Raw genomic sequence first — 18,610 nt, 5'->3', positions numbered from 1 at the left:
TTATTATTTGTTGTTCAGCGCTTGTTGCATACGGATGATCAGGTCGTTATAGTGATCAGCGGTAGCACGGTCGCTGCTGTTTTTACGGCTATTAAGCAGTTGCTGCAGGCGTACCATCTCACCCCGTTTGGCACTAACGGCGTCAGATACACGGTGAATAGAAAAATACTGAAGGTTACGGGAGGCACGTTCTGTTTCTTTTTGTTGCGGCTGCAAGGCAAAAGAGCAGAAGTTGTGCAGGTCTGCCGGCGTAAACTCCTCTTGTAATTTCTTCGCATCCGGACGGGCAACAGATTTATCGATGCTCACGATCAATGCGTCCACAAAGCCTTTCTGGCTGTTGCGTTCAAAGATATCCAGTGGTTGGCCTTTGATGGTTTTGGCAAAAATGCCGTTATGCATGTCCTGCATCAGGTCAGCTACGGTGTAAGCAGCGGAACCGTTAGCCGCTTCATTCTCCATCATGCGGGACAGGCGCTCATCGCGCAGCAGGTCGTAGAAGAAATAAGACTGTAACCCTTTCGCATATACGAGGGCCCCATATTCCATATTACCGATGGGACTCTCTTTGATCGGATAACTTTTAGCGTAGATCTCATTCTTAAACAGCCATGCCGGTGTGTTAAACACCTCTTCCAGTAAGTATTTTACCGCTTCCTGTTGTTTCTTTTTGGGCACATGCACATAGCTGTTCTGTTGCTGACCGAATACGGTAGGTGTAACATAGATACCTCCCACATTGGCCATCACATGATAGCCGTATTGGTTCCACTGGCCAATAGCGCTGTTGAGCATTTTACCGGCTTCATCGTAGGATTGGCCTTCTTCGCGGGTCCAGCTGAGGATTTGCGGCACAATACGTTTCAGGTTCTGCAAACCATAGCGGCTGGCTTTCACAGCGTCGTTACCGAGGTCTTCTATCTGGGCACGCGGGTCAATGGCATCGCGGATATCCTGTTGTTCACCGAAAGCGTAGAGCGGGTCATTTTCGTGTGCACGTAACTGTTTGTTCAGCTCCGGCAGTTCTTCATGGGGATTTTTACCGGTATAACGGTAAGCCCAGCCAATGGCGAATTTATCATATACGCCGATGGCAGGAGTGATCTGCGTCACGTTATCACCAGGCTGCGCTACGTAGTTAAAACGGGCGTAGTCCATGATAGACGGCGCCGTACCACCCATGCGGGAGGTAAATTCCGGAGAGCGCAGGGAGTCCACATCGAAGGCAAAAGAGCTGCCCATATTATGCTGCAGGCCTAAAGTATGGCCTACTTCATGGCTGGATACAAAGCGGATAGCATGGCCCATCAGGGAATCACTGAAGTGGTTGCCACGGGCACGCGGATCGATGGCGCCTGTCTGGATACGAATCCAGGAATGGAGGGTGCTCATCACGTTGTGCCACCAGATGATATCTGATTCAAGAATTTCGCCGGAACGGGGATCTATTACAGAAGGGCCCATGGCGTTAGCTTTGGCAGAAGCGGCGTAAGTCACCACAGAGTAGCGGACGTCGTCTCCGTCAAAGTCAGGGTCATTGATCGGCGCATCTTTAGCGATAATAGCATTTTTAAATCCGGCAGCTTCGAAAGCTTTCTGCCAGTCTTCGATACCGGCTTTGATATATGGGCGCCATTGGGCAGGTGTGCTGGCGTCGATATAATATATGATAGGCTTCCTGGGTTCTACCAGTTCACCGTTCATATACCGCTGCATATCTTCCGGTTTAGGCTCCAGTCTCCAACGGGTGATCAGTTCTCTTTGCTCCAGTTTATGCTGTGCATCGCTGAAATACCAGCGGGGCGTGGTAAACAGGCCGACTCTTCTGTCAGCGAAACGGGCCTTCATCGGCTGTTCGCTGAGCAGTACCAGGTTGGTAGTGGTTTCGATGGATATTTCCACGCCGGTGATTTTGGCGGTCAACTCCGATTTAGCCACGATATTATCCTGGAAGGACTTGATGCCACGGATGCGGGACAGGTCCTTAATAGGGGAACCCGGCAGGCCCAATGACTCAAAAACGTTGTTGATACTGCTGTTGGAGCCGTCGAACAGTTTGGAGACATTCACCACAAAAGCGGTAGTGTCTTTATTATAAGCTTCTATCTTAAACTGATCAATCAGGGAAGGGATGAAGTTATCGGCCACTGACTGTGCAATAGCGTTGCTGGCGGGTACTTCCAGGAAAGGATTCTGCTTGCGCAGGAAAATTTTATTCAGCAGGGTATCTCTTTCAAAAGTGATGACCATATTGGCATAGTTCATCCCTTTGTTGACACCTGCTTCATTGAGCTGTTCCGGTACTTTGGACAATTTGTTCACTACCAGTATCTGCCGGCCAGCCAGTTTCAGGGGGATTTCAAAGTAATAGTCTGTCTTCACCCGGTGTACCTTAAACAGACCGTCAACAGTGATGGCATCGGCCGTAATCACCTCTTTGTAAGGCTTCAGTCCTTTGGTATCGGGTTTCTTTTTGGCGGTCGTATCGGCAACAACGGCAGGAGTTTTCTTGCCGAAAAGCCAGCTACGTTTCTTTTTCGATTGCGCCATTACATCAACGGATGTAAAGAGGGCTACGCATGGCAGTAGCCATAACAGTTTCCTGTAGTTAGCGTGCATAGATAGGAGTTGTTAAGATTGTACAGACAATACTTCAGGGAACAACAATCCGGCCCGCTGCCACAGGTACAACTGAGGTGATGAAATGCCACAGCAACGCCCAGCGAGGGCCGGGCTACAAAGGACGAATAACAGACTTGCTACAAGTATTGGGTGCTAATTCTTTTCAGTGGGCACAGGCAATCTCTTTACAAGCAAAATGGTTTCCAGGTTAACATTTCTTTAACCTTGAGGGCGCAAAATTATCGAAAAGTATGCTTGAAACCGTTTTTTACTGTATAACTTTTAATGCGGACAAGATAAAATAGCAGGAAAACGAGCCCGGACGGGCATCGCCGTTCATAACATTTTTTTAAAGCTTATGGAAGGGTTTAAATTGTCTTCAAAATATGATAGCTTTAGGTCATCAATCATTGGATCCCCTGTACGTATGAAAAAGTATTGTAGCCTCTTTGTTGCCTTTGCCCTGCTGGCAATTATTGCCAACTTATCCTGTAAGAAAGATAAAATACTGCCACCCGCTGCAGAAGATGTCCGGCTTAGCATTGATAGTATAGGGGCATTTGATTTTTACCACCTGAGAATTTTTGTGTCCTGGAAGATGCCGGAGGGATATCAGCTGGTGGGCGATTCTACGATTATTAACAAAGCAAGTGAACACGGAATTTGCTACAACTATACCGGTAATCCCACCATCAATGACACCAAAACCCAATCCTACACCAACGATCCGAAAACCAGTATAGACGGGCTCTTTGTTAAATCTTACCTCACTATCTATTTCCGGGCCTATGTGATTATCAACGGTACTGTCTATTACAGTCCGCAGAAATCCACTACCACCTCCGGACTAAAAGATCAATGGGAAAAAGAATTTATCAGTGGTGACTTTTTTAGTATCAGGTCCGTGGTGTATGACGACAATAATGGTTTTGCCATACTGGGTAGTGTTCATGGAGCAGATTCTCCGGATAATTGCTGGTCAAGACTGATTAAGGTAGATGGCAATGGTAACATGCTATGGAGCAAAGATTATCGCGAAAGTGTCTATTATATGCCATACAGACTGCTGAAAATCAACGATGGCTATGTGATTATCAGTGGTAGTAAAAATCCGGACACAGGGAATACACTCGTCGCTAAAACGACTTCTGAAGGAAGCCAGGTGGATAGATTTGTACTAGGCCCGCCAGTCAGCACGCTGATAGGAATACACGAAAACGCCATTCGGCAGCTGGTCTTAAATATGAGGGATAACAGCATAAGCTTCGATCTGTGGACCAATCTCATCGACTGGCCGAATAAATCCATCAGCCTTATGAACCCTCGCAAAAGCCAGTACAATATTTCCTCCGGGCTCAAAAAATCAATCAGTACTCCAGATGGATGGACAGTTATAAGCGACGTTCATGGGGAAGATGCTGTCAGCATTGCCAGCTATAGCCTGGATAATCATTACAAATGGCATGTTAAACAGGAAAATTACTACTACCCTGGAACGGGGAATATCGAGGGTATCAGCATCCGCCAAAATGTGCAGAAAAACCCCGTAGTATTGACCTGTGTTACTTACTATCCGAAAAGTAGTATAGGAACACTGACTGAACTGGATGCAAACACAGGCAAACAATTGTGGCATCAGTTTATACGTCCGCCTAATTTCATAGGCGTAAGAGATTCCCGTACCATGCCGACCGACTTCAGCCAGGATAGAGACGGTAACTATTATGTTACCGGAACAGTTCAGACACTCGATTCAACCCGGGCATGGCGGTTTATCATGAAACACGGTACACAAGGAGCCTACAACTGGCATTATAGGATCCCGGAAAGTGATTCAATCAGTAAAAAAGATGTCCACTCCATTTTCGTGACGCCGGAAAAAACGATCTATCTTTTTGGCGCGCGGAAAACCGACGGACTAACAGAAGCCAACACACAGCTTTATATTTTTAAGGGCAGGGAATAGCGTCTTTTATATTTTATCTTTTATAAATATCATATTTCACAAACGGCACCTTACCAAAATCCTTGACAGTACGCACTTTGGTGGTCACGCTATCAGGCTGGGAGGCATGAAAACTGTCACCTCCGTCCTTATACAGGTACCAGTTTTTGTCTTCAGGAGAATACCTGAAGGTGATGATCCGTGTCCATCTCCAGGCGCTGCCGCCATAGTGCTCCACAGAGAAATAACCATTTTTGATGGTCACTCCCTGAAAAGGATCGCCCATCACCCCGCCACAGTCCACACAATACACGACGTTGTCATTACGGGCGGCCAGCTTATAGGAGTGGTCCGGCTGGCCGAGCAGGATCAGCAACGGCCGTTTCTCCGGATGCTCCACTACATCGGAGGTGGAATCTTCTCCTTTCTTACGTAAGATCATGATCATATCGGATAAGCCATCGCGGTTAAGATCCCCGGCAGTGGTATCTAAAATCTCGTATCCTTTGGGGATAAAGGCTTTTAAGGAAACGGGTTGCTGGAAAGACACGGTAATAACAAACAAAACAGCTGCTGCTAAGAGCCTGTTGAAAAAGGGGGTACGTAAACAGGTCATGATATTTTTTTTGCGGGTGAACTCACACTACAAATGTAATGATCTTATACTATCTTAGCTTCGTTGTCAACCCGACACCTATACGTTCAGCGCCCCAACCCCTCCCGAAAGTTGCGGTCAGGGAACTGCCACAACAGAGAAATGAAAACACTACATGAAAAAGAAATTTATTTATCAGGACGAAAAATCACACAAGTTCTGGGACATTGAAATCAATGGCCAGGAACTCACCGTTACCTTTGGAAAAGCCGGTACACAAGGACAAACACAAGTCAAAACTTTCGCTACGGTAGAAGACTGCCTGAAGGCCGCTGATAAGCTCATTACGGAAAAAACGAAAAAAGGGTATCAGCCTGAAGAAGAAGCGAAACAAAGTGACTTTACCCTACCGGCTTCATTATACGACGATATCCTGGCGATGGCCGCCTATGTGGAAGCCGAATGGCCGGAACATGTGCAGGCACTACATCCCGTGTCCGAAGAAAATATCCGGGCAATGGAAATTGCGTCCGGTCTCCTTTTCCCACCTGCATTTACGACCTACTGGCGCAAAAAAGGATACTTCTACTTTGAGAAAGGTGATTTCCTCTGCGCCGTATACGCCTATAATGATAACGCCGAAAATGCCACCACCTTATATAATCTGCTCCAGACCTTCCTGAATATTTACCGTTGCGAGAGTGAATGGTTTGAGCAGGAGAAAATCCTCCTCTCCCACTGCTGGATGCTCGGCATGATCATGAATGATGAAGAAAAATGGTTCTTCTTTATTGATCCTCTCGGAGATGTACACCGCGTATATATCCAACCTTCTTTCACAGAAGTGAACGATGACATACTGGCCACGGCCTTTGCGCCACTGATCGCACAGAAAGACTATTTCCAGCTGCCTGCAGCAGAAGATGTGGCCGTTGAAACGGAAGAAGAGGAGAAGGAGGAAGAAAAAGATGAAGACGCGGAAGACCGCGCTTTCATAGCCCAACACCGGCTGGAACAGCTCTCCTATCAGGAAGTACTGAACAGACTGGGTACAGAGGACCTATTTGACTATTGGGACAATGACGATCATGACCCCGCCGACACCAACTGGACCACCGAGAATTATGAAACGGAGCACGACTATTTCGAGGACTGTTCCCGCATCTATTTCTGTGACGGAGACCTTGTCATAGACGGTGACCTGAGGCTGCCGAACGATTATTGGGACCTCCTCGTGGTAAAAGGCAATATGACCATCCGCGGGCAGGTGCCTTCCTCTACACCTTATTATGTGACAGGCGACAGTACCATTGACTTCCTCAACCTGGACTCATTCCAGAAAACCTGCGGCACAGAAACCGTGCGCTACATCGCCCTGGCCATGGGCCAGGATGATGAGGCGGTACATACCATGCCCCATCGGAATATAAACGCCCCTTATTTCTTTTCCTGGTTTTATAACCTCCATTGTTTTGATTTCGGTCCACAAACGCTGATTACGGCCATGTACAGCAACGACGACCTTTCTGCCTACAATACCGGCAACGCCCTGTTGGCATGGCACGAATACGCTTTCGCTTTCCGGCCTGAGTTCTACAGTGCTATCAGCGAGGATTGGCACGACAACATGGGGTTCAATTATCTCCGCCTGTATGAAGCACTTCGGGACAAACAACCCGTATTACAGGACGGCGTTACCCCCAAAGGCATACAGCTGGTCCGCCAGGGAATCAGCCTGCAAGGGCAGGATGATTTCGCAGGGGCCTATCAGTGCTTCAAGGAAGCCACCACCGTATCTCCAGGCTACTATTGGGCTTACCACCAGGCCGGCCACGTGCTTTATGACCAGAAAGCATATACGCAGGCGATGGAACTTTTTGCCAAAGGCATTCCGTATACCCCAGAGAAAGTGGCATACGAGTTCACCTGCATGCAGGAAGCCGCCTTGTGCGCTGTGATAACCGGCGCAGATGATAAAGCCATACAATGGGCGGAAATGGCCGTACAGAAGTCCCCTTCAGCACACTTCTCCCTGCGTATCATAGGAGAAGTATTGATTCGCCGGCAACAATGGGCAGACGCAAAAAGTCATCTTGAAAGGTCCATTGCCATCAAAAGTATTTTTACCAACAACTGGTTATTAGGTTTAGTTTATCATCTTCAGGGAGATCAACAACAGGCCAACACGTATTACCGGGCTGCTTATGACAAAAATCAGAAAGCCCGGCCTTATACAGAACATACTGACCTCTCCTACATTTATGGGAAACCGGTTACGGTAAACTGGGATTCCAGTAAGCCCGCGGCTGCCGTAAAGGACCAAACTTACTGGGACCAGTTTTTTGCAGACGCGTTACAACAGCATGGGCCCAACCTGCACAATAAAATGTGGCATAAGGTCACTACTATACCGGAGCAATACCGCAGCGGCAATATGCTGCAGACCCTTATGCAACACCGGCATCTGGGTGATTATGATGTGGAAGGTGGTATCCTCCAGCATTTCAAAGCAGATCTTGTGACACCGGAAATAGCCCTGCTGGCTGTGAGCAGGGAAGATGCCTGTCACTACCAGCACATTCCTCCGGCATTACTCACAGATGCTATATTCAATGCGCATCCGCAGGGAATCGACCTTACCTATGTTCCCGAAGAAAAAAGGACATATGACCTCTGTTTCCTCGCGGTGAGCAACAATCAGTACAACTATTCGCTGGTACCTGCAGCCTTCCGGGATGAACGCATGAACATCGCGCTGATCGCCGGCGGGGTACTGGGAAATTCATCCGGCAAAGTATTACCGTCGAAATATTATACCAGCGAGTATATCCAACAAGCTATTGATCTGGGTATTCATGTAATAGAACGTATCCCGGCCCGAAATGTGGATAAAGCGGTGTACGATTACGCTGTTGCCAAATACGGACAACAGCCGGAATGGCCTTTTATCGTAGAACAGTTCGATCGCCAGCGCTGGCGCTATGGCTCCCGGCACGATATTGAGCGGCTCAGCCAACTGATCCTGAAACATGGCATGGATATTTTCCCGCGTATCCCCCAGGGAGCTATCAACCAGCAAAGTTACCAGTACATCAAAAAACATATCGGTGATCACCCGGACTTTAAGGAAAAGGTAAAACAGTATGGATGGGAGTCCCGGATCAACGTTGTTTTTGACAAACCTGAAGAATTCGACTACGATACCTTTGGTAAAGTATGGGCATGTTTCTGGGATGAGGACTTCATCATCGGTGCACTCACGGCCCACGAGCCGAATGCCAGCGAACGGATTTACGGCGTGCCACCGCAATATCTCACGCAGAAAATCTGTGACATTGCCGTTAAGCGCAATTCCTACGATTTTCAGTTTGTGCCGAAGCAGTTTGTAACGCAGGCCATGTGTGAAACAGCTTGTTCGCAGGATTATGGCACAGCGCTGGAATATGTGCCGCTGGCCATGCGCACGGAAAAGGTATGCAGCCTGGCGCTCGGACGCGATGCGGAAAACATCCGCTTTATGCCACTGGCGCAGCGTACGGAGCAGCGCTGCCTGCAGGTTGTCCTGAGCAACAGCTCCTATCTTAAATTCGTCCCTTATGAGCATTATGCGGCTGTCTTCAGCACCCTGCTCCAAAAACACAAAGCACGTCTTTATGAGGATATGATACTGGTCAATCTGGGTCTTGGCCTGATTCACCAGCAGCAATATACCGATGCCCGCACACAACTGCTGGCAGTGAAAAAATCGGCAGCAGTACGCGATCATTATGTGCATCAGGCGTTGTATTATACCGGATGGAGCTATCACCTGGAGGGCGACAGCAAACAGGCCACTGAATACTGGCGCCAGGCACAGGATACAGCCAAAACACAGAAGATAGAAAAGGAATACTGGCTGACATTCCCTTATGACAGCTTCCAGCTGCCGCCTGTTGGTGATGTGTACGAATTCAGTCGCGATGATTTTAGCCACAATATGCGCGAAGCCGGCTTGTTGATTGAAAGCAATAACTATCCGCTGGCGCTGGACCTGCTGGCACAAGCAGAAAAACAGCTGCAAGATGCACAATGCACCGAAATGTGGCTGTGGGCACAGGTATGGGACCATCAGCGTTATGCCCTTTATGAAGCCGGTCAGCAGGAAGCTTCGCTGGACGTATGCCGGAAGACCATTGCCGAACTGGGGAAACTCTCGCTTTGGGATTACCTGGAAGAATATACGCCCATCCGGGCGGCCTTACGCAATGCGCACAACAGCCTGGCATACCGTTGTTATGAAACCGCGCAGGACCTACCACAGCTAAAGGAAGGATTACAGCATATCAAAACCACCATGAAAACAATCTCCCCGATTGAAGACAAAAGTGCGCTGAATCCCTTCTACGAAACGCAGATATTACTGTGGCACAAAGCGATGCAGTTTGATCCTGCCTACCAAAAAGACTTTCAGAAAGGCATGGAAAAAATTGATAAGATGAAACTGGAAGAAAAAGGATTTCTCAGTGAAGATTTCATGGAGAAAATAAAATAGACATTATCAAAAAACATTATTGAATGGCTTTTAGTGAATACTAAAAGCCATTCTTAATATTCAGTTCACATCTGCTGTCTAAGTTTGCTTCCGGATATGGAAAAGCTAACGGACCATCGGTTGTTATTACTGATTCAGCAGGGGAATCACACAGCTTTCACCACCTTTGTGAATCGCTACTGGGAGGAAATTTATACCTATACGAAATCGCGTATAAGACAAGGGGCAGATGCTCAGGATATTGTACAGGATATTTTCATCAGTTGCTGGAACAACCGTGCACACCTGTATACCGGCGAAAACGGGTGCCTTACCGCCTACCTTTATCAGGCTGCCCGGTATGCCATCATCGATTACTTTTCCAGACCAGGGGTTACTATTTACAACGATATGTTACTGGAAGCCGCGGCTGACGGACAAATGGAAAATAATTCCGAAGCCCGGCTATACCTGAAAGAGCTGGAACATCATATCCGGCAGGAAGTGGAACAGCTGCCGGACCGCCTCAAAACGCCCTACCTGCTTAGCCGGGAAGATAATCTCAGCCTGAAAGACATCGCGCTGAAGATGTCTCTTTCCGAACAAACCGTCAAGAACAATATCACACTGGCACTGCGTATCCTGCGTTCACGCCTGCACAAAAATGAACATTATCTCAGCACTATACTTTTACTGGCAGCTATTCCCTCTTATAACAACTTAATAATTCCGTAACACAGATTAGCGGTACTTACCGTCCTCCGGAGAGATTCTCTCCTTGTATGGACCATCCGCAACAACATCAGGGCGGCGCAAAAGCGCTGCTGAAACGATACCTGCAGGGTAATGCCTCTCCTGAAGAGAAGGAGCAGGTGGAGTACTGGTACAGTACCCTTCATAACCCCGCGCAATCTCCCTTATCTCCCGAAGAGCGGGCGATATTGCAACAGTCAATATTACAACATATCACTCGTCAGACAGCGCCCGTAAGGCCGCTCTATCGCCGCAAATGGCTGCGGTATGCCGCCGCTGTAGCGCTGATGGCCGGGTTAGGCGGATGGATGTACTCCCACTACCAACCGGCACATCCCATGATAGTGCAGACAGGCGTGGGTTCCACCAGGCAGATCGTTCTGCCGGACAGCAGTATCGTTACGCTCAACGCAGGCACTACGCTACAGCTCACAGCACACTTCGGTCAGCATGACAGAAAGGTAATATTGGATGGAGAAGCCTTCTTTGTGGTACACCCTGACGCTGCACATCCTTTCAGCGTACAACACGGGCAACTGACCACCACGGTACTGGGCACGGCTTTTAATATCCGCTCCAGGCCCGGTGAAGAAAATACAAAAGTTGCTGTTGCCAGCGGGAAAGTACAGGTAGCCACAGCCCGGGAAAACTATATCCTGGAAGGCAATGAAACGCTGCAATACAACAGTCTGAATGGCCTCGCAGTAAAAGGCCATGAAGATACCGCGCTGATAGGCCAATGGCAACATGCCATGCTGGACTTTAACGGGTACACGCTGACGGGTATGGTGGCGGAACTGCAACGACAATATCCGGTCCGCATTCAACTATATGCAACACCTGCGGACACCGCTCACTACAACATCAGTTTCCGGCGGGAAGACATTCATAATATCCTCGATGTATTGGCCGGTCTTACCGGCATCACCTATAAACATGAAAATGAACAAATCATTATTTACACTAAAACTTATGCACACTAATCAGTAATCAACAAAAAAACCGGAAGTGCTACCAACACCCCCGGTTTTAGTCCCTGCGCCTGTAGGAGGGCACAGCATTTTTAACGAATCACATTAAAAACATGACAAAAATGAGAAATTTTTACGCCGGTTGCGTCAAGCCGGTCAAAACTCTTTTTTCCTTAAAAATGAGACTAGCACTCTTTTTCGCATTCCTTTCCACCTCTATGGCTTCCGCCGCGCACATAGAAGGTCAGTCGATGGAAAAGATCAGGGTGGACATCCAGGCCAAAGAACTACCGATGAAAAAAGTATTGCAGATGATTGAAAAACAATCATCGCTTACCATCGGGTATGATATCAGTGCCATCCCTGCTGAAAGTAAGGTCAACTATACGGCCAACGGCAAAACCGTGGCGGTGGTGTTAAGGGAACTGTTAAGCTCCTTCCCCGTCAACATCGTACAGGTGAATGATAAGTACCTCCTGATTCAGCCGAACGGTCAGCAACAAGTGGTAAAAATCAGCGGCCGCATTACCGACGGTAAAACCCATGAGCCTTTACCCGGCGTCAGCATCAGTATCAAAGGCAGCTCCTCCGGCACGCAGACAGACATCGATGGCCGCTTTTCACTGGGATTCCCGGCTGGTAAAGAGGAAGTGACGCTGTCCGTTTACTTCGTAGGTTTTAAGAAGAAGGAAATCGTGCTGAAGAGAGAAAACGCTACCGGATTAAATATTCAGCTGGAAGAAGACAGGCTGGGCCTCGATGAAGTAGTGGTGACAGGTCAGGGTGTAGACATCGCCCGCCGCAGATTGTCTTCCAACGTTGTCAGCATCGGCGCACGGGATATTGAAGATGCACCGGCAGCAAGGCTGGACCAGCTGTTGCAGTCCCGTTTGCCCAATGCACAGATCAAACTCACCGGCGGCCAGGCAGGCGCCACCTCCATCATACGCGCCAGAGGCGTTAACTCGGCATTCGTGAACTCCACCCCCATCATCTACGTGGATGGTGTACGTATGGACAACCTCAATACCGTGTCAGCACTGGGCGGCGGTAGCGCACAGGGCGCCGCTATCAGCGCCATCGCTGATATCCCGATGGAAAATATCGAGAAGATAGAATACATCAACGGCGGCGCTGCCACCACCCTCTACGGCTCCGATGCGGCCAATGGCGTTATCCAGATCTTCACCAAAAAAGGTGGCGCCGGTAATGTAGCAGTCAACGCTGAAACACAGATGGGTATTGAAACACCCACCGCCGATTTCCTTCACTTCAAACGTACCAAAGAGCTGTTGATGCAGAATGGTTTCTTCCAGAAACATCATATCGGCCTCAATGGTGGTCAGGATAAATTCGGGTACAGTTTCTCCGGTAATTATCTCAATTCACAGGGCACTGAAATATTCAATCAGAATAGCAACCGCAAAATCGACTTCAGTACCGGTTTCCGGGCTGGCCTGGGAGAAAAGGTGACTTACGAGAGCTCGTTCACCTACGTCAACAATAAATACAAACGTAACCGCAATGGTAACCAGGGCGGCTATACGGGATTATGGTTTACCGAGAGTGGCGCTTCCGCTATTACCGGCCCTAAATTCAATCCGGATATCGACAATCTCTCCGACACTGAATTTCAAAGGATGAAAGATTATGTCCGCGAAGCAGAACGGCTGCAAGACAATGATATCACGGTTAACCGCTTCCAAACATCACAGTCTTTCAAATACCGGCCGCTGAAAAATCTTGTGTTTAAAGCTACCGGTGGTATCGATTACCGTGTACAGAAAAACCAGGTCATCACCACCAACAAATACCTGTCTTTCACCACCGGCAATCCGGTGAAAGATCAGGGCAGCATTACCAACAACGACCGTAAATACCTGGGCATTACGCTGGAACTGAACGGGCAGCATGAGTGGAAAACAGATCAGTTTTCCTTCGTTACCACCGTGGGTACACAGTTCTTCCGCAACGAAGACCAGCAGATCGCCTACAATGGCAGCAACATCCGCGATGGCGCCAGAAATATCAAAGACGCTGCCTCTAAAACCAGTGATGAATACTACCTGGAAGTAGTGAACTATGGTATCTATGTACAGGAAAACATCGGGTTCAAAAACAAACTGTTCCTTGACCTCGGTCTGCGTGGTGATGGCAACCCCGCCTTCGGTCGCAACATCGGTATCCAGTATTATCCTAAAGTAGGCTTCTCTTATATTCCCAGCGCAGAGCCCTGGTTTGCAAGCTTTGAGCAGGTATTGTCTTCCGCTAAAGTACGCGGCGGCTTTGGTATAGCAGGTAATCTGCCCACCGCCTTCGCCAATGAAAGAACGATTGCATTTCAGGGTTATAACAACGACCAGGCAGCGTTTTTCGGTCAACCTGGCAACGACAACCTGAAACCAGAAAAGACACAAACGCTGGAAGCCGGTATAGACCTGGGTTTTCTGAAAGACAGGCTGTTGATATCAGCAGGTTATTATAATGCCGTTACCAAAGATGCGCTCTTCTATGTACCGCCTACACCATCCACCGGTCAGGCATTGTCACAGTTGTACAACGTCGGCAAGATATTGAACCGTGGCTGGGAACTGAGCATTACCGCCATCCCGGTAGATACCAAAGATTTTACCCTTCGACTGAATGCCTCCGCCAACACCATGTACAATAATGTAGAAAGCGCTGGCGGCGTGGCTCCTTTTAACATCAACGGTTTCAGTGCCCGTACTATTCAGACGGTTGTACAGGAAGGATATCCTATCGGTTTCCTGCGCGGCAACTACGGTGTATTCGGCCCCGACGGCGTATTACAGAGCACTACCGCACAGCAGAACCTGGGCACTACCATTCCGAATCTCTTCGGTAGCCTGGGGCTGAACCTGCGTTACAAACAATTTAATTTCTTCGTCAATGGCGACTATCAGAAAGGTGCTTATGCCAACTCTTTCGACCGTCAGTTCCGGTTTAACTATGGCGCCAGCAACGAGGGTATTCCACAGGGAGAAATCGATAAAAACAAGCGTACCAACTGGCTGAACTTCACGAACATGTTCACCGAAAAAACGGATTACCTGAAGATCAGGGTAATTGGTTGCAGCTACAGCTGGAAACCGGGCATGTTCAACAAAGTGATCAAAAATGCCACCGTAAGCTTCTCCGCCGTAAACCCACTGAATTTCGCCGCTTCCTCCTTTGATCCGGAAGCTACCATCAGCGGCAGTGCGCAGGGCCAGGGAGGCGCCACCACCGGCGGTATCTCCTATGCCACTTATTCCGCACCGCGGCAGTTCTTAGGCACTTTACGTTTAAACTTCTAAACCTGTCAATCATGAAAAAAAGATATATCACCGCTGTCCTCTTTGCAGGTATGCTCGCCATGGACAGCTGTTCCGTATTAAATCCGAATGTCACCGAGCCGGTATTCCTGGAGAATCCGAATGCCGCCGCCAGCTGGGTTACCGGCCTTCGCCGGCAGCTGGCGCTGACCATGAACCAGGTGGTGGTCTCCACCGAACTGGTGTCTGACAACTATTACAACAACCGCACCCTGAGCAGTAAAGTATTTGACATTCCCCAGATCGATTATTATGATCTGGATGTCAACAACCTCCAGATACAGGTACAGCGCCTGCGGGAAATGTCCGAATATGGCCTTAACAAGGTATTGCCCGCCGATCCTGCCGCTACCGCAGCAGATTCCGCTGAGGTGTATTTCAGCAGCGCTTATGCACATATGCTCAGCGGTGAATTGTTCGTCGGTCTTCCCGGCAGTGCCAGCGGACCAGTGCTTACATCCGCAGAACACCTGCAGAAAGCTGTCCGTCAACTGGACCAGGCCATTGCCCTGAGTAAAAATGCTGCAGAAACCGCCGCCTATACGCTGCTCAAAGCTCGCGCCTATTATGCACTCGGAGATGCCGCCAATGCCGCCAAATTTGCCGCAGCAGTTACTAACAATAATGGCACTTTGCTCCGCCAGGTAAAATATGACGGGGTGAACAACGTGCCCAACGACATGCAGACATACCTCTTCTCTTCTACCAATAATGAGTTTGCACCGTTGCCACGGCTCGATTTCCTCGATCCGAAGTACTTCCATACCGGTCTCGCTGCCAATGACCAGAAGCCCGTTACCATTGCGAAAGCAGAAGAAGGCTGGTTGATCCTTGCAGAAACACAGATCGCCGGTGGTAACCTTACCGAAGGCCACAACACGCTGAAACAGCTGTTGCAGCTGGTGGCCAACCGTCCGTCTGTGATGGTAGATGATAAAAAAGAAACACGTAATGGCGGCAATCGCACCGATTATCCGCTGAAAGCCGTAAAAGTAAAATTCGATGCCAACGACACCCTGCGCAGCAACTATGTGCTGGACAGACAGGCAGGTAACGTCAAAGTATATACGGTATCCGGCACGCTGGTTACTGATAACGATCTCGACGCTGCTGTCACAGAAGATCAGCTGTTATACATCCTCTACCGTCTTCGCCAGGAAATATTTATGGCAGAAGGCAGACGCATGACAGACCTGGGCATCAAATTCCCTGTTTCACAAACAGAACAGCTCAATAATCCGAACGTAAAACCGGAGCACCTGAAAGCACAGATCCCGGCCTTTATCCCGCTGAGCCGTGGCATGGATGATTTCACCTACGACAAAACCAATGGCGTGGTGACCATGAAATACGATATGAATGCCGTGCTGGTGAAGAACAAACATGCTAAAGAAATTTTCCCGTTCACTAATTAAAGGCTGTTGTCATGAAAAAATTATTCTTTTCCGTATATACATTACTGTTATTATCTGTTGGCGCCATGGCGCAACAGGCTAAATATGTGGTACTCATCAGCATCGACGGGTTCCGCCCTGATTTTTATCTCGACCGCTCCTGGCCCGCACCCAATATGCAACGCATCAAAGAGAAAGGCGTACATGCCACCGGGGTAAAAGGCATCTTCCCGACTATCACCTATCCATCCCATACTACCCTGATCACCGGTGTAAAACCGGCCAAACATGGCGTCTGCTACAACACCCCTTTCGAACCGGAAGGGGCCAGCGGCCGCTGGTATTCAGAGACCAGCCATATCAAAGCCGAAACACTGTGGGATGCCGTCGGCAAAGCAGGCTTAATATCTGCTTCGGTATCCTGGCCGGTATCAGTAGGCGCTCCGGTGACCTATAACATCCCGGAGACATTCTCCCTCAGCAACCCCGGCGACCGCAGAGCACCTACCAGCGAGCAGTCCACGCCCAAAGGCCTCTTTGAAGAGATACAGCACAATGCCACCGGTGAGTTACAGTCCACCGACCTGAATCTCCGCTACCTCGGCATGAACGAAACACTCAGCCGCATGGCCGCATACCTCATCCGCCGCTATAAGCCCAACCTGCTGACCGTACACCTGCCCTGCACCGATGAAGTACAGCACCGCGAAGGGCGGGAAGGTAATGCCGTAGCCACCGCTGTAGCTTCCGCCGACCACGGCATCGGTACCATCCTCGAAGCCATAGAAAAAGCCGGCATCAGCGACAGCACCGCTGTCATCATCACCGGTGACCATGGCTTCGTGGACATCCATACCTCCCTGGCGCCCAACGTATGGCTCGCCCAGAAAGGACTGGCAGGTACCAAAACAAATCCAGCCAGCTGGAAAGCCTTATTCCATAGCGGCGGCGGTTCCACCTTCCTGAAGCTGAAAGATAAAAACGATACCAAAACACTGCAGCAGGTGAAAACTATCCTCAACGAACTGCCGGAAGGCATCCGTAAACAGTTCCGCGTGATAGAACAACCCGCACTGTCGCAGACCGGCGCCGATCCCGACGCCGTGCTCGCACTCACCGCCGTTCAGGGTATCGCGTTCTCCGGTAACCGGGAAGGAGAAGCTGTGAAAAAAGCCAATGGTGGCGCACATGGATATTTCCCCGATTTCCGGGAAATACAGACAGGCTTCGTAGCCTACGGCGCAGGACTCGCAGAGAATATTACCGTTCCGGTAATGGAGCTGACAGACGTTGCGCCGTTAGTAGCTAAATTATTGGGGATATCATTGAAAGAAGCAGAAGGGATGGTATATCCCGGAGTGATGAAAAAGGGATAACCATTTTCAATAATGGTACAATAAAAAAGAGAGAGAGGGTAAAAAACCCCTCTCTCTTTTTTATTTCGAACAACTGATTAGGATTTCTACCAAAATGGTATACGCTTTATCTGTCAAAAAACATGTTATCGATTAGTTAATCATTTCTATCCCAACTTTTATCCATTAATAGGTAGACATTTACAAGTTGAAAAAAAAATTCTTCTAATTAAACTTTCCAATTAAACATCACGTATCTAGTATACCATTTAAAATATTGACAAGAATTTTAAATTATGAAAATACCAATCATTTTACTACCAAACCTGAAATCAACCGTTATCAAAGATGAAGATCCAATGCAAAAAACAGACAAAAGAGATGTTACAATCGAATGTAGATGATTGTAAGTAGCCCAGGTATCTTCTTTTTTCATTGTTTTATCCCGTTGTCTTAATACGTTGAAAAACTTGACTAACACATCCGAACAACATCCATTTGCTTTCCTTGAAAGTAAAGAGAGATACGAGGTATTTAAATCCCATTACGCCCAATATTCAGGGGCCATTTTTAAGGCAATATTAGTTATCGTAAAAGACACGCACTTGGCGGAGGAAACGCTACAGGATGTATTTGTAAAAGTTTGGAAGTCTATGGAGCAATATGATGCCAGGAAAGGCAGCCTATACACGTGGCTTCATCGGATCGCTCACAACACTGCGCTGGATGCAGTTCGTCGCAAAAACAATAAAAACAACAAGAAGAACGAGCTATTGAGTATTGAAAATGCATTAATAATACCGGTTGTCATGCCGGAGTTTAAAGACGAAATGGGATTACGAAAAGCAGTATCGTCCCTGAAAGAGAAACAGAGAATACCAATAGAATTATTCTTTTTCCAGGAGTATACTCTGGAAGCAATAGCCAAAGAATTAAACATTCCATTAGGGACCATAAAATCCAGGTACTACAGCGCACTGAGAAAATTGTATAAAATGATTAAAAAACAACGTTGAACCTCCAGTCATAATATCAAGTGGGGTTGTCGAAAGCTATATTTCTCTGGCTGGCCCCGCCTGCCTCATCCCAACGGCTACACGAAACTACTTGCAGAAAATATTCTTAGGGAA

General features: G+C 48.3%; 10 protein-coding genes. 8 read left to right on the top strand and 2 right to left on the bottom strand.

Translation table 11 applies throughout. From position 1 onward, the window contains the following. Positions 1 to 3 precede the first annotated feature (3 nt). A complete protein-coding gene (locus HHL17_RS28510; RefSeq protein WP_169228270.1) occupies positions 4 to 2,619 on the bottom strand; it encodes a zinc-dependent metalloprotease in 2,616 nt (871 codons plus the stop codon). A 430-nt stretch (positions 2,620 to 3,049) separates the two neighbouring features. Between HHL17_RS28510 and HHL17_RS28505 the strand changes: the two genes are divergently transcribed. Further along, positions 3,050 to 4,588 (top strand): hypothetical protein, encoded by a 1,539-nt coding sequence (locus tag HHL17_RS28505; protein WP_169228269.1) that lies wholly within the window; start codon positions 3,050 to 3,052, stop codon positions 4,586 to 4,588. Positions 4,589 to 4,601: 13 nt separating this feature from the next. Here HHL17_RS28505 and HHL17_RS28500 read toward each other — a convergent pair whose 3' ends face one another. Next, positions 4,602 to 5,183, bottom strand: coding sequence for a hypothetical protein (locus HHL17_RS28500; RefSeq protein WP_169228268.1), 582 nt, complete (start codon positions 5,181 to 5,183; stop codon positions 4,602 to 4,604). A gap of 154 nt (positions 5,184 to 5,337) precedes the next feature. On the opposite strand from HHL17_RS28500, the gene HHL17_RS28495 reads away from it, so the two are divergent. The 7 genes from HHL17_RS28495 (at position 5,338) to HHL17_RS28465 (ending at position 18,496) form a co-directional block, all read left to right on the top strand. Next, on the top strand, positions 5,338 to 9,693 hold the full coding sequence (locus HHL17_RS28495) for a WGR domain-containing protein (RefSeq protein WP_169228267.1): 4,356 nt from the start codon (positions 5,338 to 5,340) through the stop codon (positions 9,691 to 9,693). Between the two features lie 96 nt (positions 9,694 to 9,789). Further along, the gene (locus HHL17_RS28490) at positions 9,790 to 10,407 is read left to right on the top strand and encodes an RNA polymerase sigma factor (RefSeq protein WP_169228266.1); all 618 of its coding nucleotides are present in this window, start codon (positions 9,790 to 9,792) and stop codon (positions 10,405 to 10,407) included. Between the two features lie 47 nt (positions 10,408 to 10,454). Then, positions 10,455 to 11,408 carry a FecR family protein gene (locus HHL17_RS28485; RefSeq protein WP_169228265.1) on the top strand — a complete coding sequence of 318 codons (954 nt, stop codon included), beginning with the start codon at positions 10,455 to 10,457 and terminating at the stop codon, positions 11,406 to 11,408. Positions 11,409 to 11,575: 167 nt separating this feature from the next. Continuing rightward, on the top strand, positions 11,576 to 14,713 hold the full coding sequence (locus HHL17_RS28480) for a TonB-dependent receptor domain-containing protein (protein ID WP_206156210.1): 3,138 nt from the start codon (positions 11,576 to 11,578) through the stop codon (positions 14,711 to 14,713). An 11-nt stretch (positions 14,714 to 14,724) separates the two neighbouring features. Beyond that, entirely contained in the window at positions 14,725 to 16,146 is a 1,422-nt protein-coding gene (locus HHL17_RS28475) for a tetratricopeptide repeat protein (RefSeq protein WP_169228263.1), read from the top strand. An 11-nt stretch (positions 16,147 to 16,157) separates the two neighbouring features. After that, positions 16,158 to 17,501, top strand: coding sequence for an alkaline phosphatase family protein (locus tag HHL17_RS28470; RefSeq protein ID WP_169228262.1), 1,344 nt, complete (start codon positions 16,158 to 16,160; stop codon positions 17,499 to 17,501). A 449-nt stretch (positions 17,502 to 17,950) separates the two neighbouring features. Next, positions 17,951 to 18,496 carry an RNA polymerase sigma factor gene (locus tag HHL17_RS28465; protein ID WP_169228261.1) on the top strand — a complete coding sequence of 182 codons (546 nt, stop codon included), beginning with the start codon at positions 17,951 to 17,953 and terminating at the stop codon, positions 18,494 to 18,496. Positions 18,497 to 18,610: the final 114 nt, after the last annotated feature.

Origin of the sequence: Chitinophaga fulva (assembly GCF_012927205.1) — a bacterium.
Lineage (GTDB): Bacteria > Bacteroidota > Bacteroidia > Chitinophagales > Chitinophagaceae > Chitinophaga > Chitinophaga fulva.
Note: the sequence above shows the minus strand (reverse complement) of the source record. Positions and strands in the feature narration are given on the sequence as shown.

What these genes read in the sequence shown, in the direction of transcription:
- HHL17_RS28510 (WP_169228270.1), bottom strand. Translation starts at nt 2,619, where the DNA reads ATGCACGCTAACTACAGGAAACTGTTATGGCTACTGCCATGCGTAGCC.
- HHL17_RS28505 (WP_169228269.1), top strand. Translation starts at nt 3,050, where the DNA reads ATGAAAAAGTATTGTAGCCTCTTTGTTGCCTTTGCCCTGCTGGCAATT.
- HHL17_RS28500 (WP_169228268.1), bottom strand. Translation starts at nt 5,183, where the DNA reads ATGACCTGTTTACGTACCCCCTTTTTCAACAGGCTCTTAGCAGCAGCT.
- HHL17_RS28495 (WP_169228267.1), top strand. Translation starts at nt 5,338, where the DNA reads ATGAAAAAGAAATTTATTTATCAGGACGAAAAATCACACAAGTTCTGG.
- HHL17_RS28490 (WP_169228266.1), top strand. Translation starts at nt 9,790, where the DNA reads ATGGAAAAGCTAACGGACCATCGGTTGTTATTACTGATTCAGCAGGGG.
- HHL17_RS28485 (WP_169228265.1), top strand. Translation starts at nt 10,455, where the DNA reads ATGGACCATCCGCAACAACATCAGGGCGGCGCAAAAGCGCTGCTGAAA.
- HHL17_RS28480 (WP_206156210.1), top strand. Translation starts at nt 11,576, where the DNA reads ATGAGACTAGCACTCTTTTTCGCATTCCTTTCCACCTCTATGGCTTCC.
- HHL17_RS28475 (WP_169228263.1), top strand. Translation starts at nt 14,725, where the DNA reads ATGAAAAAAAGATATATCACCGCTGTCCTCTTTGCAGGTATGCTCGCC.
- HHL17_RS28470 (WP_169228262.1), top strand. Translation starts at nt 16,158, where the DNA reads ATGAAAAAATTATTCTTTTCCGTATATACATTACTGTTATTATCTGTT.